This window comes from Labrenzia sp. THAF35, from assembly GCF_009363595.1.
GTDB lineage: Bacteria > Pseudomonadota > Alphaproteobacteria > Rhizobiales > Stappiaceae > Roseibium > Roseibium algicola.
Window position 1 is genome coordinate 5,254,585 of record NZ_CP045380.1, and the last position, 19,838, is coordinate 5,274,422.

Genomic DNA, 19,838 nt, shown 5'->3' on the forward strand with positions numbered 1-19,838 from the left:
AATGAGCGATTACTTGGATCTCTCTTTTGCAATACTCTTGTAACCAGGCGCTGCTATTTCTTTAGCCAATTCCGACCTATTTTCGTCTGATAAATTTATCCCAATTTCTTCAAGCCAAGTTGCGAACCGTTCTGACTGTGCTTTCATCCTCTCGAAAGACAACAGATAAACAGGTTGTTCGATCTGATCGAGAACTTTGGCCATTGCGAAATAAAAATGAAATGCGTGTTGGATACCCATCTGCAGATCCGACTTATTAAGACCATGGACTGGACTCCTGGACATAATTGTCGAAGCCACATCCAACGGATTGCGTATAACGTAAAGCAATATTGAATTTGGATATTGCGATGTAAGATAAGTTAAATGAAAAGAAAAATTTGGAAGCTTGATACCAACAACATCTTCCTCAACAAGCAATCCATCTATCGCGGCTTTGATTTTGTCCTCAGTAAGATCAGGTATCATCAAATCTGGAAGTTCATGATTGTTAACATCAACATCCCCAAAGTAAATGTTAGCTCTCCGCAATGCATAAGCTAGTGCAGAGGTCCCTCCACGACTTGCTCCAGAAATAAGATACACTTTTTTCTTGCCCGATGAAAACTTCTTCATCTTCTCATCGTTTATTGAAACACCAAGGTCAAATAGCTTCATATACTACCACCTACAAATCCATCCATATAACACCTATCAACGAACATATAATAATTAAAGCCCTCAAAATACTTCAACTTACATTATACTGGAAGTAAGCGTTATGATGCGAGAAGTTTTCATTATAATAAGGGTCTCGTTGCATGATATCACCCCAGCGCTGCCTCATGGTCATAGACTCATGCTCGAACCTTGCTATTTTCTCCGGTGAAGTATCTTGGCCACGAGAGACAGACTCATGATGAAATAATTGGGCATATGGAGTGTATACATTCTTTAACCCAAAATCTCTTGATAGCCTTAAGCAAAAATCAACGTCGTTATACGCAACCTTTAGATCTTTATCGTCCAGACCTCCACATTTTAGGTATTTATCCTTTTCAACAACCATACAAGCGGCAGTAACTGCGAGAAAATATTGTGGAAGTTGTAACCTGTGCTGGTAGCCGATATCGCCGCCTTGATAAAATTGAAAAGCGTGATTTGCGATACCTCCCACACCCACGATCACACCAGCATGTTGAACCAAACCGTTGGCATATAGGAGTTTCGCCCCAACAGCCCCGATATGAGGCAGTACCGCATAGGACACCATCTCCCGAAGCCATTCAGAAGAAATAACTTGAGTGTCATTGTTCAAGAGCACAACAACTGAACCTGAAGCATGCTCAACGGCAAAATTATTCATGGCTGAATAATTAAATTCACCAGAATATGGCAATACAGTTACAGGGTGTTTTTCTGTTATTTCAGCCAGATATTCTTTTAACTCCACTTCCACACTGTCATTGTCCACGATGACAACGTCAAAACTTGGATAGTCTGTTTTATCAAACAGACTGAAGACACAGGCCTTTACAAATTCTGTGCAGTCACGGGTTGGAATAATGATGGTTACGTGCGGAACAGGGCTTGGGAGCTCCCTAACGATCCTGTTGCACGCTGAAGGGCCATTCGTTACCGACACCGGCGCGTCCGGGTAATTGTCCTTAAAGTATTCACGCACGGCGCGCTGACGCGCTTCTATGGCTTGCTGCATCCAGCGATCGGAAAAAGATCCCGAACCGGAGAAGCATCGCCAATGGTAGAGAATTTTCGGAATATGACGAATATTTTTCTCGTCAATCCGAGCAACCACCCGGAGTGCTAGATCATGATCCTGACTTCCCTCGAAACCTGGTCGAAACCCTCCGACATCCCTGACGATTGAAGCCCTGTATACGCAAAGGTGATTGATGTAGTTCTGGGTTAGAAAAAGTTCCAGATTCCAGTCCGGTTTGAAGTGTGGATCGGTAAGCCAGCCCTCCTTCCGAATTTTATCTTCATCCGAGTAGATGAAATCTGCCTCAGGATATTGCCGAATTTCTCTGGCAACATAATAAAGGGCATGAACTGGTAGCAGGTCATCATGGTCCATGAACGCAATGTAGGGACCGGTCGCAATATCTATGGCAGAGTTCGAAGCTCTGCAGATATGTCCGTTTTCACTCCGGTAAACGACCTTGATGCGCCCATCACTTTCTTCAAATTCCTTGAGAGCCTCTTGAACGGCTGGATCCGTTGAGCAGTCGTCAGCAATGCACAACTCCCAATGCGGATATATCTGCTTCTTCACGGATTGGATGGCATCTCGCAGCTGAGCCAGATCTGTATTATAGACCGGGATTACAATTGAGATTACTGGAGGATTATGCCAACCGGCAACTTCCTGCAGCATCTCTTCTCGTTCTGATATAGACGGGTTTGCTTGTGCAAAGCAGATATGTGGTCCGACACGAAGATTCTTACCTTGAATACTTGTGGCGCTGAAAACCAATCGGAATCGGTTTCGGGAACGCTGCCTTTTACCAACGACGTACCACCAGCAAGCAGCTACAAATATTCGTGGCGAGAGAAAAGCTTCGTATAGCCTTCGACAGAATTTATTAGCCTGTAAATCAATTAAATTATTATTAGACAAGATTTTCAATTTTCCTCCGAACGGATATATTTATTTATGCGTTAGAGTACCCAGAGACTATTTTTCCCAAGTATTTCCCATATCCACTGCTGGAATATTCTTCGCTCAGCCGTTCCAGATCATTCACAGTAATCCAACCGTTCTTGAACGCAATTTCTTCCGGAACGGCGATGCGGTGGCCCTGTCTTTTCTCGATCGCCTGCACGAAGGTCGCGGATTCTATGAGACTGTCGTGTGTCCCCATGTCGAACCATGCAAATCCCCGCCCCAGTTGTTCAACATGCAGGTCTCCGCGCTCCAGATAACAGGCGTTCACATCCGTGATTTCAAGTTCACCACGCGCACTCGGACGTATATCGGAAGCAATGGCGGCGACGTCCTTGTCATAGAAGTAAAGCCCTGTTACCGCCCAGGACGACCGGGGGGACTTTGGCTTCTCTTCGATTGAAACCGGCGCGCCTGACGGGTCGAACGAGATGACACCATATCGTTCCGGCTCCGCCACCTCGTATCCGAGCAGGGTCGCTCCGGACTTGCGCGCTGAAGCTCTCGCAAGAATTTCCGTCAGACCATGTCCGTAATAAAGGTTGTCACCCAAGATCAGCGCACATTCCTGTCCAGCAAGGAACTCCTCTCCGATCAGAAACGCCTGCGCGATGCCGGCCGGTTCAGGTTGAACTGCATAGCTGATATTGATGCCCCAGCGCGCGCCGTCTTCCAGAAGGCTCTGAAAAGCCATGGCATCGCGTGGTGTTGTGATGATCAGGAGATCTCTTATCCCGGCAAGCATCAGAACACTCAACGGATAGTAGATCATCGGCTTGTCGTAGACAGGCAGCAATTGCTTGGAAATACACCTTGTTACCGGGAAGAGACGCGTTCCGCTTCCGCCCGCCAGCACGATGCCTTTCATTGTCCAACTCCAATTCCAATTGCTTGCCCACAAGATATCAGGCGTTTAGATACAGGCGGTCAAGCATGTCGGACAGTGCCACTGGCCAGTCCCTGGCGGAAAGGCCATGGACACGTGACAGTTTAGAGCAATCAAGCGCCGAGTTCGCGGGCCGATTTGAAAGCGTTGGAAATTCCGACGCCGGAATGCCAATCAGCTCCGGCTGTTTGCAAAATCGTTCCCCGGCCAGTTCGAATATCTTGGATGCGAACCCATGCCAGCTCACTTGCCCCTGTCCGGCACAATGAAATGTTCCGTATCCACCCTTCGGAAAATCGCCCCTCAGAACCCGCACGGATAGCTGCAATGCGATTTCAGCCAGGTCGGCGGCATATGTCGGGCATCCTGTCTGGTCAGTGACCACCCGAATTTCATCCTTCTCCCGTGCGAGCCTCAGCATCGTCCGAACAAAGTTCGCACCTTGCACGCCGTATACCCAGGATGTGCGCAGGATCAGGTGACGTTCTGAGACTGTGCGGACGGCAGCCTCCCCGGCCTCCTTGCTTTCGCCATATACGCCTAACGGGCCGACTGTATCTTCTTCCACATAAGGCTGCGGCTTTGCCCCGTCGAACACGTAGTCTGTGGAGAAATGTATCAAGACGGCACCGCGCCGTTCGGCCACTTCCGCAAGATTGCGCGCTCCGTCGCGGTTGACCGCAAAGGCGGCCTGCCGGTCGGTCTCGGCACGGTCAACGGCAGTGTATGCAGCCGCATTGATGATCAGGTCGGGCGCCAAGTTCTGGACGACTTCCGCCACGGTTCCGCGATCGGTTATGTTGAGTGTCGATCTGTCGAGAGCCACAACATCAAGAGCCAGCGCCCGGGCTTGCCGAATGACTTCATAACCGAGTTGACCGTTCGCTCCCGTTAGCAGAATACGGGTCATGGAACACCGGCAGATGCACTTGAAAAACCATTCGCACCCAGTCCCAGCCTGTCGCCTCTATATTGACCGCTACGGATTGCCTCCCACCAGCTGCGATTGGCAAGGTACCAGTCCAACGTCTGGCGCAACCCGCTTTCGAATGAATAACTGGGTCGCCAGTCGAGTTCGGCAGCGATCCGCGAAATGTCCATCGCATAGCGCACATCGTGGCCAGGACGGTCTGTCACGAACGCGATCAATTCTCGGCGGGGTTTTCCTGCGGGCACTGCTTCATCCAGCAGATCGCAGATCAGATGGACTACATCGATGTTTCGACGCTCTGCGTCACCGCCGATATTGTAAACTTGGCCCGGTGTGCCGCGCATCAAGACCAGCCACAGCGCATCCGCATGATCTTCGACATGCAGCCAGTCACGGATATTTGCTCCCGCGCCATAGACCGGCAGAGGCTTTTCCTCCAGGCCGTTCAGGATCATCAACGGGATCAGTTTTTCCGGAAACTGGTAAGGCCCGTAATTGTTGGAACAATTGGTGGTGACCACCGGCAACCCATACGTATGGTGCCAAGCCCTGACCAAGTGATCCGACGCCGCCTTTGATGCGGAATAAGGAGAATTCGGCGCGTATGCGGTCGTTTCCTTGAAGGCCCCTGTCGGACCGAGACTGCCATAGACTTCATCGGTGGACACATGATGAAAGCGAAAGGCTTCCTTTCGAGACACCGGCAAGCCTGACCAATACCCTCTCACCGCCTCCAGCAAGGTGTAGGTGCCCACGATATTTGTATCGATAAAGGCAGCCGGGCCATCAATCGACCGGTCGACGTGACTTTCAGCCGCCAGATGCATGACAGCGTCGGGCGCCTCTGTCTCCAGCAGACTGGCCATTGCCTCCCCGTCCCGGATATCTGCCTGCACGAACCGGTGGCGGCGATCTTCCATGACCGGAGCCAGGGACACCAGGTTACCGGCATATGTCAGGGCATCCACGGTGACGACTTCCGCCAGGCCTTGCAACACCAGCTTTCGCACGACCGCCGAACCGATAAAGCCGGCGCCCCCCGTGACAAGAACTTTCATCGTTCTATGGCCTCCGGGTACGTGAAACAGCTGGCAGCATCGGCAAATGGTGGGAGTTCCTGATCCTTTTGCGACAGGATGGCATCGGCTTCAGGTATTCGCCAATCAATGTCCAGATCGGGATCGTTCCACACGATGCCCCGGTCATGCTCCGGAGCATAATAATGCGAGACCTTGTAGAGAACCTCCGTGTGCGCCTCCAGGGTCACCAGCCCGTGGGCAAATCCGATCGGAACCAGGATCTGATCACCGTTTTCCGCGGAAATGACGGACGAGACATGTTTGCCGTAAGTCGGAGACCCTTGCCGCAGATCCACAGCGATATCCAGTATCGCACCGCGCACGACACGCACCAGCTTGTCCTGCGCGAACGGCGGCGTCTGGTAATGCAGACCGCGGACGGTTCCCTTTTCCGCAGAGTAGGCATGATTGTCCTGGACGAAATCGATGTCTATTCCGGCGTCGGAAAGAAGCGCTTTGTTGTAGGTTTCGGAGAAGAAACCACGGCTGTCACCATGCCTCTTCGGCCGGAGAATCTTGACCTCGGGAATGTCCAGTTCAATTACTTCGAGCATGAATCCGTTTCGGGTCTCGCGGTCACGTTTCGTGGCAAGCCCCGCTTCAAGGCAGGTCTTGCCGCGAATCTGTATAAGATTTTCAGGTTCCTTCAAGGGCGAAGGAACCACAATCCGACCTCGTTTCCCAAAACGGCTTCGTGTCCGTTTACTGGAGCACCCTCACCTTACAACCGCCGCACGTGGCAGGTCGGAGAGGATTTCCGCGCCGTCTTTCCGCAAGATGACGATTTCCTCCAGACGCAGGCCGAATTGGCCGGGGAGATAGATGCCGGGTTCGATCGAGAACACCATGCCCTCGTCCAGTACGGTTTCGGAGGTCGCCGTCAAATATGGCGGTTCATGTATGTCTATTCCGAGGCCGTGGCCGGTCCGGTGTGTGAAAAAGTCACCATAGCCCGCATCTGCAATGACATCCCGAGCCGCCTTGTCGATTGATTTTGCCAAGACCCCAGGCTTTGCAGCGGCAAGCGCTGCTTCCACAGCCTTGTTGACGATGGCGTGGACCTTCTCAAATTCCGCCGTAGGCGTTCCGAAGAAGCCAACACGGGTCATGTCGGACGGGTATCCCTCGAGACGTCCACCGGTGTCGATCAGCACGGCATCCCCGGCTTTCAGCTGTGTTTCGCCGGTGTGATGGTGCGGAAAGGCACCGTTTCCACCGAAACAGACCGAGGTAAATACCGGGGTCGCGCCTGCCTGCTTGTAAACGTCCCGGATGACCGCAGCGATCTCAAGTTCCGTGATGCCGGGTGTCAGGGCGTCGAAGCCCGCCATGGCGGCAGTGTCGTTTAGTACGGCACTGGCTTTAAGACGGCGGTATTCGTCCTCTTCCTTTCGAGCACGCAGGAACCCGACCGTGTCATCCGTAAACCGGCGAGAAGCGCCTGGGAGCGCGTCCAGCAAAAGAAGCGCAAAATCGGCACGCATGGTTTCGTCGATGACGACACTTGGCGATTGCGGAAGTCCGGAGGCTTCCAGCAACGTGGCAAGCGCGGCGTCCGGTCCGTCGTCGTCACGCCAGGGGAAGAAAGGCAAGTGCGTCTTCTGGCGTGAGCTGTCGACATTGAGCGCCGGCATCAGAAAGCCCGCATGGCTCCTGGAAACCAGAAGCATCACCGGCCGTTCGTCACCATGAGGATCGAGACCAGCCAGATACATCATGTGACTGGACGGACCGATGGCCACAAGGTCGGTCCCGGTCGCAGACATCCGCTCGCGCAAAGCGGCAAGGCGCTGATCGGAAAGGGAAGACATTTCAGGAAACTCCGGAGGGGTTGGTCAGTCAGTGTGCTGTGTCAGCAAACAAAAAAGCCGCCCCGGAAACCGGGACGGCCTGGATTCTGGCGTCAGTTTTTCGTTACGAGACGATAGTAGACGAAGTCGGACGTCGCACCGTTGACGTAACCTTCGACCTTCTGGTCCATCGCGACCTGATAGGCTGCCTGGAACATGATCACGATCGGCGACTTGGCCTGAACTTCCTTCTGCAGTTCGACATACATCCCGTTGCGTTTTTCCGCATCGCTCTCGGCCAGGGCAGCCTTGGTCATGTCGTTCATCTCGGCCGGAACAGCCCAGGCATTCCGCCACGTGGTGGTTGCCTGGTAGTTGTCGTCGGAGTTGTCGCTGTTATAGGCAAAGGCCTTTGCGTTGGAGTGCGGGTCCATGAAGTCCGGGCCCCAATAGAGCAACATCGCTTCATGGCTGCGCTCGCGGTACTTGGTGATGACCTGCGAACCGGTGCCCGGGATGATGTCGAAATTGATCCCGGCTTCGGCAAAGCTTGCCTGCAGCGACTGGGCCATGTCCGTGAACGGGGTGGAGTTGATCACGTCGAGGGTTACCGTGATCGGCGTCTCGATGCCGGCATCCGCCAGGATCTGCTTCGCCTTTTCCGGATCATAGGTGTAAGGCGTCTCGTCATAGGAGCCCGGGAAGCCCTTCGGCCAGAAAGCCTGATGGATTTCCATCTGGCCCTTTAGGAAGCTGTCGGTCATGCCCTTGTAATTGACGAGGTAACGCGCCGCGTCCCACACCGCTTCAGGCTGCAGCACGTCCTTCTTCTGGTTGAAGGACAGGAAGTGCACGGCTGCCTGCGGATAGGTTTCCACCTTGATGGTGTCGCCTTCCATACCGGCGATCTGGTCCGGCGTCAGATTGCGGGCCATGTCGACATCACCGGACTGCAGCAGAAGCTGCTGGGTTGCGGCTTCGGCCACGTGACGGATGATCACGCCTTCAACCTTCGGTGCGCCCTTGAAGTAATCAGCGTTGGACTTGTAACGCACCAGTTCGCCGGCGCGGTAGGTTTGCAGTTCGAATGGACCGGAACCGGCGGAATTGGCATTGAGCCACTTGTTGCCCATGTCGCCATCTTCCTCGTGCTCCATCACCGTCTTTTCGTCGACGATGGAAGCCGGACGGGCAGCCAGGACGTTGAGGGCGAACGCCGGAGAGAAGTCACCTTCGTATTTGACAACGACCTTGTTGCCGTCGGCCGTGACCATGTCCTCGACATTTTCCGCCGTCCAGCCAAGCTGGGCAAGGATGAAGGCCGGGGTGAGGTTCAGCTTGATGACACGGGCAAAGGAGAACACCACGTCTTCAGCGCGAACCGGATTGCCGGAATGGAACGTTGCACCGTCGCGCAGGGTGAAGGTGATGGTCTTGGCATCAGCGTCAGCCTGCCATTCTGCAGCAAGGCCCGGCGCCAGAACTGTCGGGTCTTCGGCGTCATATTGCACAAGGCGGTCGTAGACATTGGTCACGAGTTCGCCGGAGGAAAACTCGTAAGCCTGGGCAGGATCGATCGCGACGATATCGTCGATGTTCTGCGCCACCACCAGAATGTTGTCCGGTGTCGCGGCACCGGCAGGCATTGCCATCGGCATTGCCAGGGCGGCCGCCAGAAGCGCGGTCCTTAAAAGTTTCATTTCTTCGTCTCCGTCTGTCAGGGGGGTTAGGATTTGTTCTTGTTTTTGGTGCGGCTCGGCTTCACCGCGCTCTTGTCAGGCGACACCAGCTCTATGCGGCTGGTTTTCTCGTCGCCGGCGTTGAAAATCGTGAGGGTGCCGGTCCACAGAATCTTTGCCGGAGCATCGTTCGGGTTTGACCAGGCATGCGGGGTGTTGCCCCGATAATGCAGGCTGTCGCCAGCGGTCATCACCATCGCCTCGCCGTCGAGGTACTGGGTGATGGACCCTTCCAGGATGTAGATCAGCTCCTCGCCCTCGTGGCTCACCGTTTCCGAAGCATATCCCGGCGGCACGGTGAGAATGAACGAGGAAAGCTGATTGCCTGGAAACTCGGTTGCCAGCCGCTCATAGCTTACGGCGGAACCGGAAATGGAGAAATTAGGCCGTGTTGCGGCACGGGTCAGTGCATCCTGGGCCCGTGGCTGGGCCACGAAATAATCCAGCCCGACGCCGAGGGCCCGGGCAATTCCCGCCAGAGATCCGAGTGTCGGTGTCGCGTGATCGCGCTCGACCTGACTGAGATACCCGACCGAGAGGTTCGAAGCATCGCTCAGCTGTTGCAGGGTGAACCCCAGCTGCCGGCGCCGCGCACGGATCAGCGCGCCAACCTTTGTATCGACATCGGAAGCGGCACGTGCTGTCGAACTGCTCAAAGATTTTTACTCCCATCAAAATTTTTTTGATGTAACCAGATTTTTTTGTATGCTCCAAGAACTTTTTTAGACACCTTTGAAAAAAGCGCCTTACGAGCGCTTTCTGAAAGCTGTTTAAAAACAACAACCTGAAGACTCAAATTCAGAAAATGAGTCACATGAGTGTGGAGAACGGACTTGAAGAATCCGGTTGAACAGGGAACGGCAACAGGCCGCTACCGGCATGTCTTTTGAGCCTTCCGAGAGCGTAACCGACGCAAGAGAGGGCCTTTTGACGAGCCAACTGCTGGGCAGTGTGGCAGCGTTGTTGCGCTTCTGTCTTGTAACGGCCGGAACATTCCTTGGCCTGCTTGCAATCACGTTTTTCATCGGCCGCGTGGTGCCGATCGATCCGGTTCTGGCAGTAGTCGGCGACAGGGCATCGAACGAAGTCTATGAAGCTGCCCGTCAGGCGATGGGGCTGGACAGGCCGCTGGTCATCCAGTTTTTCTCCTACGTGGGCGACGTCTTCACCGGCAATCTCGGCATGTCGATTTCCACCGGTCGGCCGGTCGCTGAAGACCTGGGGCGGTTCTTCCCCGCCACCCTGGAAATGGCCACGATCGGCATCCTGATCGGTGTGCTGCTCGGCGTACCTATGGGCGTATTGGCCGCCACCCGCCAGGGAACCTGGATCGATCAATTGATCCGCGTCCTCGGCCTTCTCGGCTATTCCGTCCCCGCGTTCTGGCTTGGGCTGGTTGGCCTTGCGGTCTTCTACGCCGGCCTCGGCTGGGTTGCCGGTCCGGGCCGTATCGACATCTTCTACGACGGCATTGTTGATCCCGTAACCGGGCTTTACCTGATCGACAGTGTTGTCGCAGGCGAATGGGACATCTTCTGGAACGCGCTCGATCACCTCATGCTGCCGGCATCGATCCTCGGTTTCTTCAGCCTTGCCTACATCGCCCGCATGACCCGATCGTTCATGCTGGACCAGCTTGGGCACGAGTATGTGACGACCGCGCGGGTGAAAGGTGTGCCCGAGCGCCGTGTCATCTGGCGCCACGCGTTCTACCCGATCCGCATCCAGCTGATCACCGTGATCGGCCTGTCCTATGCCGCTCTTCTGGAAGGCTCCGTGATGATCGAGACCGTGTTCTCCTGGCCCGGTATCGGCAATTACCTGACCAGTGCCCTTCTCAATGCCGACATGAACGCCGTGCTGGGCGCGACGCTCGTCATCGGTGCCGTGTTCATCCTCATCAACAAGATTTCCGATGTGCTCTACCGCATTCTCGATCCGAGGGCCCGCAAATGATCGACTGGCTTCTCGACGATAGCCCCGCCTCGCGCCTGCAGGCCAATCTTGGTCGCGCCTGGCGTGTCTTTGCAGCGCTCCTGCGCAATCCGCTTGCCGTGGTGGGCGGCTTCATCATCCTGGTCCTGATCGTGATGGCGATCTTCGCTCCGCTGATCGCCCCTTACTCTCCCATCGGCCAGGATCTCGCAAACCGCCTGATGCCGCCGTCTGCGGCCCACTGGATGGGCACCGACGAGCTTGGCCGGGACATCTACTCCCGCGTTGTCTACGGTGCGCGCATCACGCTGATGATCGTTACCATGGTGGCCGTCATCGCCGCTCCAATCGGACTCATCGTCGGTGCGGTCTCCGGATATTTCGGCGGCTGGACCGATCGGGTGCTGATGGGCGTGACGGATATCTTCCTGTCCATGCCGAAGCTGATCCTCGCGCTTGCCTTTGTGGCAGCCCTCGGACCCGGCATCGAGAATGCCATCATCGCCATTGCGATCACCGCCTGGCCTGCCTATGCGCGTATCGCCCGTGCGGAAACGATTACCTTCCGCGATGCAGAGTTCATCGCGGCGGTGCGCCTGCAAGGCGCGTCTTCCGCCCGCGTTATCCTCCGTCACGTTCTGCCGCTTTGCGCTTCTTCCACGATCATTCGCGTGACGCTGGATATGGCCGGCATCATCCTGACGGCCGCCGGTCTCGGCTTTCTCGGTCTCGGCGCCCAGCCGCCTCTGCCGGAATGGGGGGCGATGATCTCGCGCGGACGGAATTTCATTCTCGACCAGTGGTGGGTCGCCACCATGCCGGGCTTTGCCATCATCCTGGTGAGCCTCGGTTTCTGTTTCCTCGGTGACGGCCTGCGCGACGTGCTAGATCCCAAGCAGGGAGACAAGCAATGAGCGCCCCGCTTCTCGAGGTTGACGGCCTCACCGTCACCTTCCCGACGGCCCGCGGCCCGGTCGATGTCGTCAAGGGTATTTCGTTCACGCTTGGGCGGGAACGGCTCGGAATTGTCGGCGAATCCGGTTCCGGAAAATCCATGACCGGCCGGTCGATCCTGCGCCTGATCCGGAAACCCGGAAAGGTCACCGCCCGGCGCATGACCTTCGACGGCATGGACCTCCTCAGCCGAAGCGAACGCCAGATGCGCGATCTGCGCGGCGCCCGCATTTCCATGGTCATGCAGGACCCCAAATTCTCGCTCAACCCGGTGATGACCGTAGGCGAGCAGATTGCAGAAGCCCTCGTCACTCACAAGAAGCTGCCACGCCGGGAGCTGAAGGAACGGGTGCTTGCCATGCTGGAAGCTGTGCGCATCAACGATCCGGCACGCGTTGCGGGTCTTTATCCGCACGAGGTTTCCGGCGGCATGGGCCAGCGTATCATGATCGCCATGATGCTGATCCCGGAACCTGATCTCCTGATCGCAGATGAACCAACCTCCGCGCTTGATGTTTCCGTGCAGGCACAGGTCCTGGACATTATCGACGATCTGGTCACCGGCAAGGGCATGGGTCTGATCCTGATCAGTCATGACCTCAACCTGGTGTCCCGCTATTGCGACCGCATCCTGGTGATGAATAGCGGCGAGATCGTCGAGCAGTGCAAGGCGAGCGATCTGCACAACGCGCAGCATCCCTACACCCGTGGCCTGATTGCCGCGATGCCGCGCATGAATGAAGACCGTGATGAGCTGCCGGTTCTCGACCGCAGTACCTGGACCACGGGAGCCGGAACATGACCGACGCCGCCATCCATCTTGAAAACCTCACCATCAGCTATGGCGACACGGCTGTTGTTCACGACGTCACCTTCGATGTTGCTGAAGGGGAAAGTTTTGCGCTGGTCGGGGAATCCGGTTCAGGCAAATCGACAATCCTGAAGGCAATCTCCGGACTGGCCCCGGACTGGACCGGCACCATTGCCGTTGAAGGAAAACCTCGCGGACATTCACCGGACAGGACCTTTGCCGAAACCTGCCAAATGGTGTTTCAGGACCCTTACGGCTCGCTTCATCCACGCAAGACCATCGACACCTGCCTTGCAGAGCCGCTCGCCATTCATGGTATTGGCGGTCGGGACGGCCGTGTGAAAGACATGCTTGCCGCCGTCGGTCTGGACCAGCGATTCCGCTTCCGCTTTCCGCATCAGCTTTCCGGTGGTCAGCGCCAGCGAGTGGCGATCGCCCGCGCGCTGATGCTGGAACCGCGCGTTCTACTGCTGGACGAGCCGACATCCGCACTGGACGTATCGGTACAGGCGGAAATCCTGAACCTTCTGAAAAAGCTGCGACGGGAACAGGGGCTGACCTATCTTATGGTCACGCATAACCTTCCGGTTGTCTCGTTCCTGTGCGACCGCCTGGCTGTCATGCGCTATGGCCGCGTGGTGGAAATTGCCGGTGTCGACGCTCTCAAGTCGGGTCAGCTCTCAGATCCTTATTCCCGCGAACTCTATGCCGCCAGCGGCGGCATCTTGCACCCTGCCTAACGTCAACCAGAATTGCTCGAGATTTCGACACATGACCGATTTCACCGGCCCTTTGGCCACGTTTGACCATGCCCTTTCCACCGCGATCACACCGGATGCGCCTTTTGATGCTCTTCTGAAGCTGACGCAGGAAACCATTGGCGTGAAGCTGTTCACGTTCATGACAGCCGACATGAAAACCGAGCTGGCGCAGCGCTCCTACACTTCGCATCCGGAAGACTACCCGGTCTCCGGAACCAAACCGATCACTTATGATCGCTGGTTTGAAACCGTACACAAGGACCGGAAAAGCTTTGTCGCAAACACGCTTGCCGATATTGCGACCGTCTTTCCCGATTACGAGCTGATAGGCCGGCTTGGCTGCGGCTCCGTCATCAACCTGCCCGTTGTTCTCGGCGATACGCTGGTTGGTACCGTCAACATGCTTCACGAAGAACATCACTACACGCCGGAACGCGTCGCTCAGGCACAGGCCTGGCTCTCGGTTCCGGCCAAGGCTGCCTATCTGGCAAGCCAGTCGCTGTCGACCGCCTCCTAGGACGGAATAGTACACGCAGTCTCTCGTAACCCCGCCGCTCTGGCGGGGTTTGTTTTTGCATGACCTGTCAGTCCTCTCTGACGGTATCGACAGAAGGAGCTACATCGATCGTTTCCGTGGCGAGATCCACAAGCCAGGCAATGCGTGTCTGGTATCTGACGACCACCTTGTAATCCTCTCCCAGAACTTCACGGGCGGCCTCTCTGAACGGATGTTCCTTCATGGCGACCGGCAGAAAATCGTCGAGTGAGCCGATCTTGTACTGCGCGTCCGATGGCAGATCGAGAAGTACCCAGATTTCCGCAATCCTGGTGCGGGCATGAACGTCGACCCTTATGATCTCGACAGGCGTGTCGCCCGCCCACTCCTTGGTGCGCTGTGCCAGAACGGCCTCTGTTCCGGTTTCGATGTAGCGCAGGTAGGTTGCCGCCAGAAGCTGGACCAGAACGACCGACAGGAAGGCAAGCGTGACCGTCATGCCGAGCGTGAATTTGACGCCCCGATGCGCCTTGCGGAAGAGCCGCTCCCGTGGGCCCAGGATGATGTAGACCAGGCTTGCGGAGAAGATGATCGCCCCGAAATTGGTGGCAAAGAGCAATGTGGCCTCATAGGCCGCCTCCTGTTCTTCGAAGTACAACAGGATCCCTGCTGCCGCGAGCGGCGGAACCAGGGACACGCCTATCGCCGCTCCAGGCAAAAGGCTGATTTCCGATTTCCTGATCTGCACATAGGCACCGGCAATGCCCGCGGCGAGCGCAACGACCATGTCTTCCGCCCCGGGATTGCTCCGGCTGAGGACTTCATCCGGCAGCAGCAGCGTTGAAGGCGCATCCGCGATCCAGACAATCAGCCACGAGATCACGATACTGCATGCTGCCGCTACCCAGACCGTCAGCATCAGGACAAGAGCCCGACCGATCCATCCCATCACGATTGATGAGGCGATGCCCAGAATAGGGGTCATAAGCGGGGCCACCAGCATGGCCGCGATCACGACAGCACCGGAATTTCGCAACAGGCCCATCGTCGCGATGATCACGGCAAGCGACAGCAGCAAAGCGAATTTGCGCCAATAGGCCGCCTTTTTGGCGCCCTCGAACCTCAGAATTTCCTTGGTGGTGGAGAACTGACTGATGGACATGAAACAGCTGCTCCGGACATTATATCGTCCGAGTATGCTTCACGTAGCGTCATTCGTCATCTTAATTGCAACGACTTGGTTCACAATCTTCGATAGGCACGAGACCAAATTCCGGAGAAACATGTCTTCCGCCAGAAATGGCTCAATCCAGTCAACAGCTTACCGTCAGGCTGCAGCCTTTTTCGCGCGCTCGATCTTGCCGATGAACTCGGAAAGCCAGGCGATTTCCTTCAGGTAGACTTCCATGGAGAGCGAGGCAAGTTCCATGAGGAGGGCTTGCGGATTGGGGTTGTCCAAGCCCGTCTCCCGCAAGAAGGTCTGGTACTCGTCACTGAAAGCCTTTGGCACACGCATTTCGGCCTCACGCACTCACGGTTCTGCTGGTCTGTGCAAGCAGGCCTTCCAGCCCGCGTTTAGGAATTGTTAAGATTTCAGAACCTCTGCCGATATCGTCAGAAATGTCATTTCCTCACAATCCCCAAGAGCTGAAGGCCTGGCTTGGGATAACTCACCCAAACACGTCAAAAATGGCCCATAGCTCCCGCTTTTCGCTTGCACTTGGCCAGCCAAATCTTCGACCCTGCCAAGAATCACAATTCTACCCCATCCAACCCGACCTCAAGAGCCCTTCATGAGCCCGTCCACAGACCTTTCCTTCGCGCCTTTGTCCGATGCCTTTGCACAAGACCCCTACCCGTTCTACGCCGCACTGCGTGACCGCAAGGGTCTGACTTATTTCGAGGATTTCGATATCTGGCTGGCAGCGAAATTCGATGACGTTTCGGAAATCGTGCAGAACGGCAAGATGGTGCGATCCATGGACCACATCGCGAGCGCGGAAGAAATCGCGGACATGAAACGCGCCCAGAACTGGCATGACATGCCGCATCATTCCCGGTTCGTGCAGTTCTCTCTGCTGGATAGCGACGGGGACGTTCATGACCGGCTGCGCAAGCAGGTGTTCAGACTGTTCACGCCGGTGATGGTCGGCAAGCTGCGCGATGACATACAGGCCTATGTCGACCGCCTTTTCGACAGTCTGTCAGACCGCACCGAAATCGACTTTATCGAAGATCTGGCCGCCCATGTTCCAGGTCACATCATCGGCCGTGTTCTGGGCGTTCCCGATGAGGACTGCCCGCAGCTGCGCATCTGGTCGGAAAACATTGTTCAGTATTTCGACATCGACCGGACGAATGAGCGCAAGGAACTGGCTGAACGAAACACGACAGAATTCTATCACTACCTGCAAACGCTGAAAGCAAAGCGCGAACGCGCACCACAGGACGACCTTCTGTCGCTCATGATCGAAGCTGAACGGGCCGGCCAGATGAACGAGGACGAATTCATCTCGACCGCGATGCTGATCCTGATGGCCGGTCACGGTTCAACCATCGACGTTCTCGGCAGTGGCATGCATGCGCTGCTGAAGTTTCCGAATGAGCTGCAGCGTCTGCGCGAAGATCCCTCGCTGATGAAAACGGCCGTGCAGGAAATGTTCCGCTATGAATCTCCCTTGCCGTTCTTCCACCGCTATTCAACCGAGGACATGACGGTTTGTGGCGACGCGTATCCGCGTGGGACGAAGTTCGGCGTCCTCTATGGAGCAGCCAACCGCGACCCGGCCCAATTTCCCGACGCTGACCGCTTCGATGTTGGCAGAACGCCGAATTGGCACATTGCCTTTGGCCGGGGCGCACATTTCTGCCTCGGCAACCATCTTGCACGTCTGGACATGGACATCATCTTTTCCACACTGCTGAAAAGGTTCCGCACGATTGAGCTGGTCGATCACAACGTCACCTACAAGCGTGGCCTGTCCGTGAGAGGCCCGGAAGCACTCAGACTTGCCTGGCAACCCGCCTAGTTGCAGCTATTGCACTTGCTCCCGGCATGCGTGCCGCTAATTATTGCCCTTCTTGCCACGAAAGCCATTGGATACCTCATGCACCTCAAACAAGTTGTTCTTTGCCTTACCGGGCTGTGTGCCGTCTTGCCTGCACAAGCAGGCACTGTCGAGCTTGGGCCCCGCCCCGCCTACCTTGTGTCCCAGATGGCTGACGGCCCGCTGAAGGACACCTTGGAAGCCTGCATCGGCAAGCCGGCAAAACGCACCCTGTTTTCCATCAGCCATCGAGGTGCCCCATTGCAGTTTCCAGAACACACGGAGGAAGGCTACCGGGCTGCGGCACTCATGGGAGCGGGTATCCTAGAATGCGACGTCACCTTTACCAAGGACAAGGAACTGGTATGCCGGCATTCCCAGAACGATCTGCACACGACCACAAACATTCTGACGACCGATCTCGCCGACAAATGCACCACGGGCTTCACTCCGGCCTCGGGTGAGACCCCGGCTGCGGCCGAATGCCGGACGAGTGATCTGACCCTGGCTGAGTTCTCGTCCTTGCAGGGCAAGATGGACAGTGCAGACAAAACGGCAACAACGCCTGAAGCTTACCAGAATGGAACCGCGCCCTGGCGCACGGATCTTTACGCGGGCACGGGAACGCTGCTGACACACGACGCCTCGATCCGCCTTTTCAAGGACCTCGGCGTGAAATTCACTCCGGAGTTGAAGGCCCCTGAAGTCGAGATGCCTTTTGATGGCTTTACTCAGGCCGACTACGCCCAGAAACTGATTGACGAATACAAGGCGGCAGGCATTCCGGCAGAAGACGTCTACCCGCAATCCTTCAACCTTGATGACGTTCTCTACTGGATCGAAAACGAACCGGACTTCGGCAAGCAGGCAGTCTTCCTTGAAAGCCGCCGCGATGTCGATCCCATGGATCCGGAAACATTCTCCCCTTCCATGACCGAACTGAAGGACATGGGCGTCAACTACCTCGCACCGCCGCTGTTTGTCCTTCTAGCGCAGGAAGACGGCAAGATCGTTCCCTCGGCTTATGCGATTGCAGCGAAGGAAGCCGGTATCGAGCTGATTGCCTGGACGCTTGAAAGGTCGGGACCGCTGTCGTCCGGCGGCGGCTGGTATTATCAGACCGTCAACGATGCCATCGACGGCGACGGCAAGCTTTATGAGGTTGTGGATGTTCTGGCGCGGCAGGTTGGCGTCAAGGGCATCTTTTCGGACTGGCCGGCAACCACGAGCTTTTATGCGTCCTGCCTCGGACTGGAGTGACGTGCAGGAACCGGTTTTGGCAACCAAGGTGAGAGGCGATAAGGCCTTTTTCACCAAAGTTGCCTAACCTCCCGCATCATTCCGCAAATCAGGTGTGGTCTTACCGTTGAAAACGCATCCGCTTCCAAGCGTCGATTCCCAGATCCTCTACAAGCGCTATCAGCCGCTTGACGGAGACGCGATCATGGCTGTCATTGTAGCTGTCGCGGAAAAGGTGGGCGTTCCGCGCAGCGCCTGCCAGCTGTTGAACACGTCAGACGACGTCAACAAGCGTTTTCTGTGCGGCAAGTTCCATGTTCTTGTCACACAGACAGGCCTCTTCGAACACACGCCGCTGATAGATGCTGCGCTTGAAACGATCTATGCCCGGACCGCTTTTCCGGAAGCGGCCGACCTTTTGAACGAGATTGCGGCCTGCACGCAGATTTCGGTCAGAAAAAGCCTCATCCCCACGGATTCGCTGCCAGAGAACCTGAAGACACTTTCCGGAGTAGAAAGTCTGGCTTTCTGCGAGGCTGAGGAAACCTTGCAAGCCATGGAGATCGCAAGGTTGATCACGGCGATCATCGTGGAAAGATCCCGGCCGGACGCTGTCTTTTGGGCTCCTAGCAGCTTCCTGCTGAAGCCGGATGCCTTCTCGGCACTGGCTCGTGCCTCAAACCACGACGACCTGTACCTCTTGCCCAATCCTTACGGACAACAGGATCCCGAAACCGGCGAGCAATTGATCGGCATGATGGGGATCGGCTCCCAGTGGCTAACCGGGTACAGGGTGGAAGTTCTGCCTTGCAGGTTGCCGCCAGAGTACCTTGCCGAGATCCTCGTCGCGTTTTCAAAGTTCACGAACAAGAGTAGTCGCCTGATCGATGATGGAGACGTTTTTGGCCGTGAGGAAAACGAAAAGATCCAGGTGATCTACCATGAGGAAGACGATGACGGGTTGGGTACGATTGAACTCAAGGTCGTCCACAATCCCAAATTTGGCATCCTCCGTGAAGATGTGCCGACAAAATACGTTCGCTACGATGAAGACCTGAATGAAACCGGGAGCTTTACGGACGGGAACGAGGACACAGAACTGGACCCGCACGACCCCGTGGACGCAGCCATCCTGGAACGTTTAAAGGAGCTGAAAGAAGAGCCTTCCTCTCAAGAGCTTCCAGACGTTCGGAGCGAGGAGGATTTCGAACAGGAGATGTCGGCACTGGACCGGCCAGACCAGCCAGCTACACCAGCTTACCCTGAAACTGCTACACCCGTTTCACCGTCAACCGCATCGCAAGTTCATCAGACGATCGCCACCGCGGCCCGACGGCTGGATGACACCCGCATTGCCGGAAAGACTTCCCCGTCATCAAAAAGGATGTCGGTTGCCGAATTGCGAGACTTCGTCAAGCAGGCTCAGGTTTCGAACGAAACTTCGGAAAAGGTCGGCAAAAAACATGGCTTCCTGGCGAAACTTTTCAAACGCAAGGCAGACCAATAAG

General features: G+C 55.9%; 19 protein-coding genes. 8 read left to right on the forward strand and 11 right to left on the reverse strand.

What is annotated here, in order from left to right; translation table 11 throughout:
* Positions 1-9: 9 nt before the first annotated feature.
* The 9 genes from FIU93_RS24190 to FIU93_RS24230 form a co-directional block, all read right to left on the reverse strand.
* Positions 10-657, reverse strand: coding sequence for a sulfotransferase family protein (locus FIU93_RS24190; protein WP_055653489.1), 648 nt, complete (start codon positions 655-657; stop codon positions 10-12).
* 73 nt (positions 658-730) lie between these two features.
* Entirely contained in the window at positions 731-2,626 is a 1,896-nt protein-coding gene (locus FIU93_RS24195) for a glycosyltransferase (protein WP_152507006.1), read from the reverse strand.
* A gap of 25 nt (positions 2,627-2,651) precedes the next feature.
* Entirely contained in the window at positions 2,652-3,530 is an 879-nt protein-coding gene (gene rfbA / locus FIU93_RS24200; protein ID WP_152507007.1) for a glucose-1-phosphate thymidylyltransferase RfbA, read from the reverse strand.
* Between the two features lie 37 nt (positions 3,531-3,567).
* Positions 3,568-4,458 (reverse strand): dTDP-4-dehydrorhamnose reductase, encoded by an 891-nt coding sequence (gene rfbD / locus FIU93_RS24205; RefSeq protein ID WP_152507008.1) that lies wholly within the window; start codon positions 4,456-4,458, stop codon positions 3,568-3,570.
* A complete protein-coding gene (gene rfbB / locus FIU93_RS24210) occupies positions 4,455-5,537 on the reverse strand; it encodes a dTDP-glucose 4,6-dehydratase (RefSeq protein WP_152507009.1) in 1,083 nt (360 codons plus the stop codon). The genes rfbD and rfbB overlap by 4 nt, the downstream gene beginning before the upstream one ends.
* Complete coding sequence (gene rfbC / locus FIU93_RS24215; protein WP_152507010.1) at positions 5,534-6,112, reverse strand: dTDP-4-dehydrorhamnose 3,5-epimerase; 579 nt, start codon at positions 6,110-6,112, stop codon at positions 5,534-5,536. The genes rfbB and rfbC overlap by 4 nt, the downstream gene beginning before the upstream one ends.
* A gap of 162 nt (positions 6,113-6,274) precedes the next feature.
* A complete protein-coding gene (locus tag FIU93_RS24220; protein ID WP_152507011.1) occupies positions 6,275-7,369 on the reverse strand; it encodes a M24 family metallopeptidase in 1,095 nt (364 codons plus the stop codon).
* A gap of 92 nt (positions 7,370-7,461) precedes the next feature.
* Entirely contained in the window at positions 7,462-9,048 is a 1,587-nt protein-coding gene (locus tag FIU93_RS24225; protein ID WP_077290250.1) for an ABC transporter substrate-binding protein, read from the reverse strand.
* 26 nt (positions 9,049-9,074) lie between these two features.
* Positions 9,075-9,743, reverse strand: coding sequence for a cupin domain-containing protein (locus FIU93_RS24230; RefSeq protein WP_062489128.1), 669 nt, complete (start codon positions 9,741-9,743; stop codon positions 9,075-9,077).
* 223 nt (positions 9,744-9,966) lie between these two features.
* Between FIU93_RS24230 and FIU93_RS24235 the strand changes: the two genes are divergently transcribed.
* From FIU93_RS24235 to FIU93_RS24255, 5 genes are read left to right on the forward strand one after another with little or no spacing between them, the layout of a single operon-like run.
* Entirely contained in the window at positions 9,967-11,043 is a 1,077-nt protein-coding gene (locus FIU93_RS24235; RefSeq protein WP_055653475.1) for an ABC transporter permease, read from the forward strand.
* Positions 11,040-11,936, forward strand: a complete 897-nt coding sequence (locus FIU93_RS24240) for an ABC transporter permease (RefSeq protein ID WP_023003829.1) — start codon at positions 11,040-11,042, stop codon at positions 11,934-11,936. Before FIU93_RS24235 ends, FIU93_RS24240 begins: the two co-directional genes overlap by 4 nt.
* Positions 11,933-12,778 (forward strand): ABC transporter ATP-binding protein, encoded by an 846-nt coding sequence (locus tag FIU93_RS24245; RefSeq protein WP_075281480.1) that lies wholly within the window; start codon positions 11,933-11,935, stop codon positions 12,776-12,778. The genes FIU93_RS24240 and FIU93_RS24245 overlap by 4 nt, the downstream gene beginning before the upstream one ends.
* A complete protein-coding gene (locus FIU93_RS24250; RefSeq protein WP_023003827.1) occupies positions 12,775-13,527 on the forward strand; it encodes an ABC transporter ATP-binding protein in 753 nt (250 codons plus the stop codon). The genes FIU93_RS24245 and FIU93_RS24250 overlap by 4 nt, the downstream gene beginning before the upstream one ends.
* Before the next feature lie 31 nt (positions 13,528-13,558).
* A complete protein-coding gene (locus tag FIU93_RS24255) occupies positions 13,559-14,065 on the forward strand; it encodes a GAF domain-containing protein (RefSeq protein ID WP_075281479.1) in 507 nt (168 codons plus the stop codon).
* 67 nt (positions 14,066-14,132) lie between these two features.
* Here FIU93_RS24255 and FIU93_RS24260 read toward each other — a convergent pair whose 3' ends face one another.
* Positions 14,133-15,206: a DUF389 domain-containing protein gene (locus FIU93_RS24260; RefSeq protein ID WP_152507012.1), complete on the reverse strand. Its 1,074-nt coding sequence runs from the start codon at positions 15,204-15,206 to the stop codon at positions 14,133-14,135.
* A gap of 165 nt (positions 15,207-15,371) precedes the next feature.
* Positions 15,372-15,560, reverse strand: coding sequence for a hypothetical protein (locus tag FIU93_RS24265; RefSeq protein ID WP_031270652.1), 189 nt, complete (start codon positions 15,558-15,560; stop codon positions 15,372-15,374).
* A 277-nt stretch (positions 15,561-15,837) separates the two neighbouring features.
* On the opposite strand from FIU93_RS24265, the gene FIU93_RS24270 reads away from it, so the two are divergent.
* From FIU93_RS24270 to FIU93_RS24280, 3 genes are all read left to right on the forward strand, one after another.
* Positions 15,838-17,073, forward strand: coding sequence for a cytochrome P450 (locus FIU93_RS24270; RefSeq protein ID WP_152507013.1), 1,236 nt, complete (start codon positions 15,838-15,840; stop codon positions 17,071-17,073).
* 78 nt (positions 17,074-17,151) lie between these two features.
* A complete protein-coding gene (locus FIU93_RS24275) occupies positions 17,152-18,351 on the forward strand; it encodes a glycerophosphodiester phosphodiesterase family protein (RefSeq protein WP_152507014.1) in 1,200 nt (399 codons plus the stop codon).
* Between the two features lie 106 nt (positions 18,352-18,457).
* A complete protein-coding gene (locus FIU93_RS24280) occupies positions 18,458-19,837 on the forward strand; it encodes a hypothetical protein (RefSeq protein WP_152507015.1) in 1,380 nt (459 codons plus the stop codon).
* Position 19,838 lies beyond the last annotated feature (1 nt).

What these genes read in the sequence shown, in the direction of transcription:
- FIU93_RS24190 (WP_055653489.1), bottom strand. Translation starts at nt 657, where the DNA reads ATGAAGCTATTTGACCTTGGTGTTTCAATAAACGATGAGAAGATGAAG.
- rfbA (WP_152507007.1), bottom strand. Translation starts at nt 3,530, where the DNA reads ATGAAAGGCATCGTGCTGGCGGGCGGAAGCGGAACGCGTCTCTTCCCG.
- rfbD (WP_152507008.1), bottom strand. Translation starts at nt 4,458, where the DNA reads ATGACCCGTATTCTGCTAACGGGAGCGAACGGTCAACTCGGTTATGAA.
- rfbB (WP_152507009.1), bottom strand. Translation starts at nt 5,537, where the DNA reads ATGAAAGTTCTTGTCACGGGGGGCGCCGGCTTTATCGGTTCGGCGGTC.
- rfbC (WP_152507010.1), bottom strand. Translation starts at nt 6,112, where the DNA reads ATGCTCGAAGTAATTGAACTGGACATTCCCGAGGTCAAGATTCTCCGG.
- FIU93_RS24220 (WP_152507011.1), bottom strand. Translation starts at nt 7,369, where the DNA reads ATGTCTTCCCTTTCCGATCAGCGCCTTGCCGCTTTGCGCGAGCGGATG.
- FIU93_RS24225 (WP_077290250.1), bottom strand. Translation starts at nt 9,048, where the DNA reads ATGAAACTTTTAAGGACCGCGCTTCTGGCGGCCGCCCTGGCAATGCCG.
- FIU93_RS24235 (WP_055653475.1), top strand. Translation starts at nt 9,967, where the DNA reads ATGTCTTTTGAGCCTTCCGAGAGCGTAACCGACGCAAGAGAGGGCCTT.
- FIU93_RS24240 (WP_023003829.1), top strand. Translation starts at nt 11,040, where the DNA reads ATGATCGACTGGCTTCTCGACGATAGCCCCGCCTCGCGCCTGCAGGCC.
- FIU93_RS24245 (WP_075281480.1), top strand. Translation starts at nt 11,933, where the DNA reads ATGAGCGCCCCGCTTCTCGAGGTTGACGGCCTCACCGTCACCTTCCCG.
- FIU93_RS24250 (WP_023003827.1), top strand. Translation starts at nt 12,775, where the DNA reads ATGACCGACGCCGCCATCCATCTTGAAAACCTCACCATCAGCTATGGC.
- FIU93_RS24255 (WP_075281479.1), top strand. Translation starts at nt 13,559, where the DNA reads ATGACCGATTTCACCGGCCCTTTGGCCACGTTTGACCATGCCCTTTCC.
- FIU93_RS24260 (WP_152507012.1), bottom strand. Translation starts at nt 15,206, where the DNA reads ATGTCCATCAGTCAGTTCTCCACCACCAAGGAAATTCTGAGGTTCGAG.
- FIU93_RS24265 (WP_031270652.1), bottom strand. Translation starts at nt 15,560, where the DNA reads ATGCGTGTGCCAAAGGCTTTCAGTGACGAGTACCAGACCTTCTTGCGG.
- FIU93_RS24270 (WP_152507013.1), top strand. Translation starts at nt 15,838, where the DNA reads ATGAGCCCGTCCACAGACCTTTCCTTCGCGCCTTTGTCCGATGCCTTT.
- FIU93_RS24275 (WP_152507014.1), top strand. Translation starts at nt 17,152, where the DNA reads ATGCACCTCAAACAAGTTGTTCTTTGCCTTACCGGGCTGTGTGCCGTC.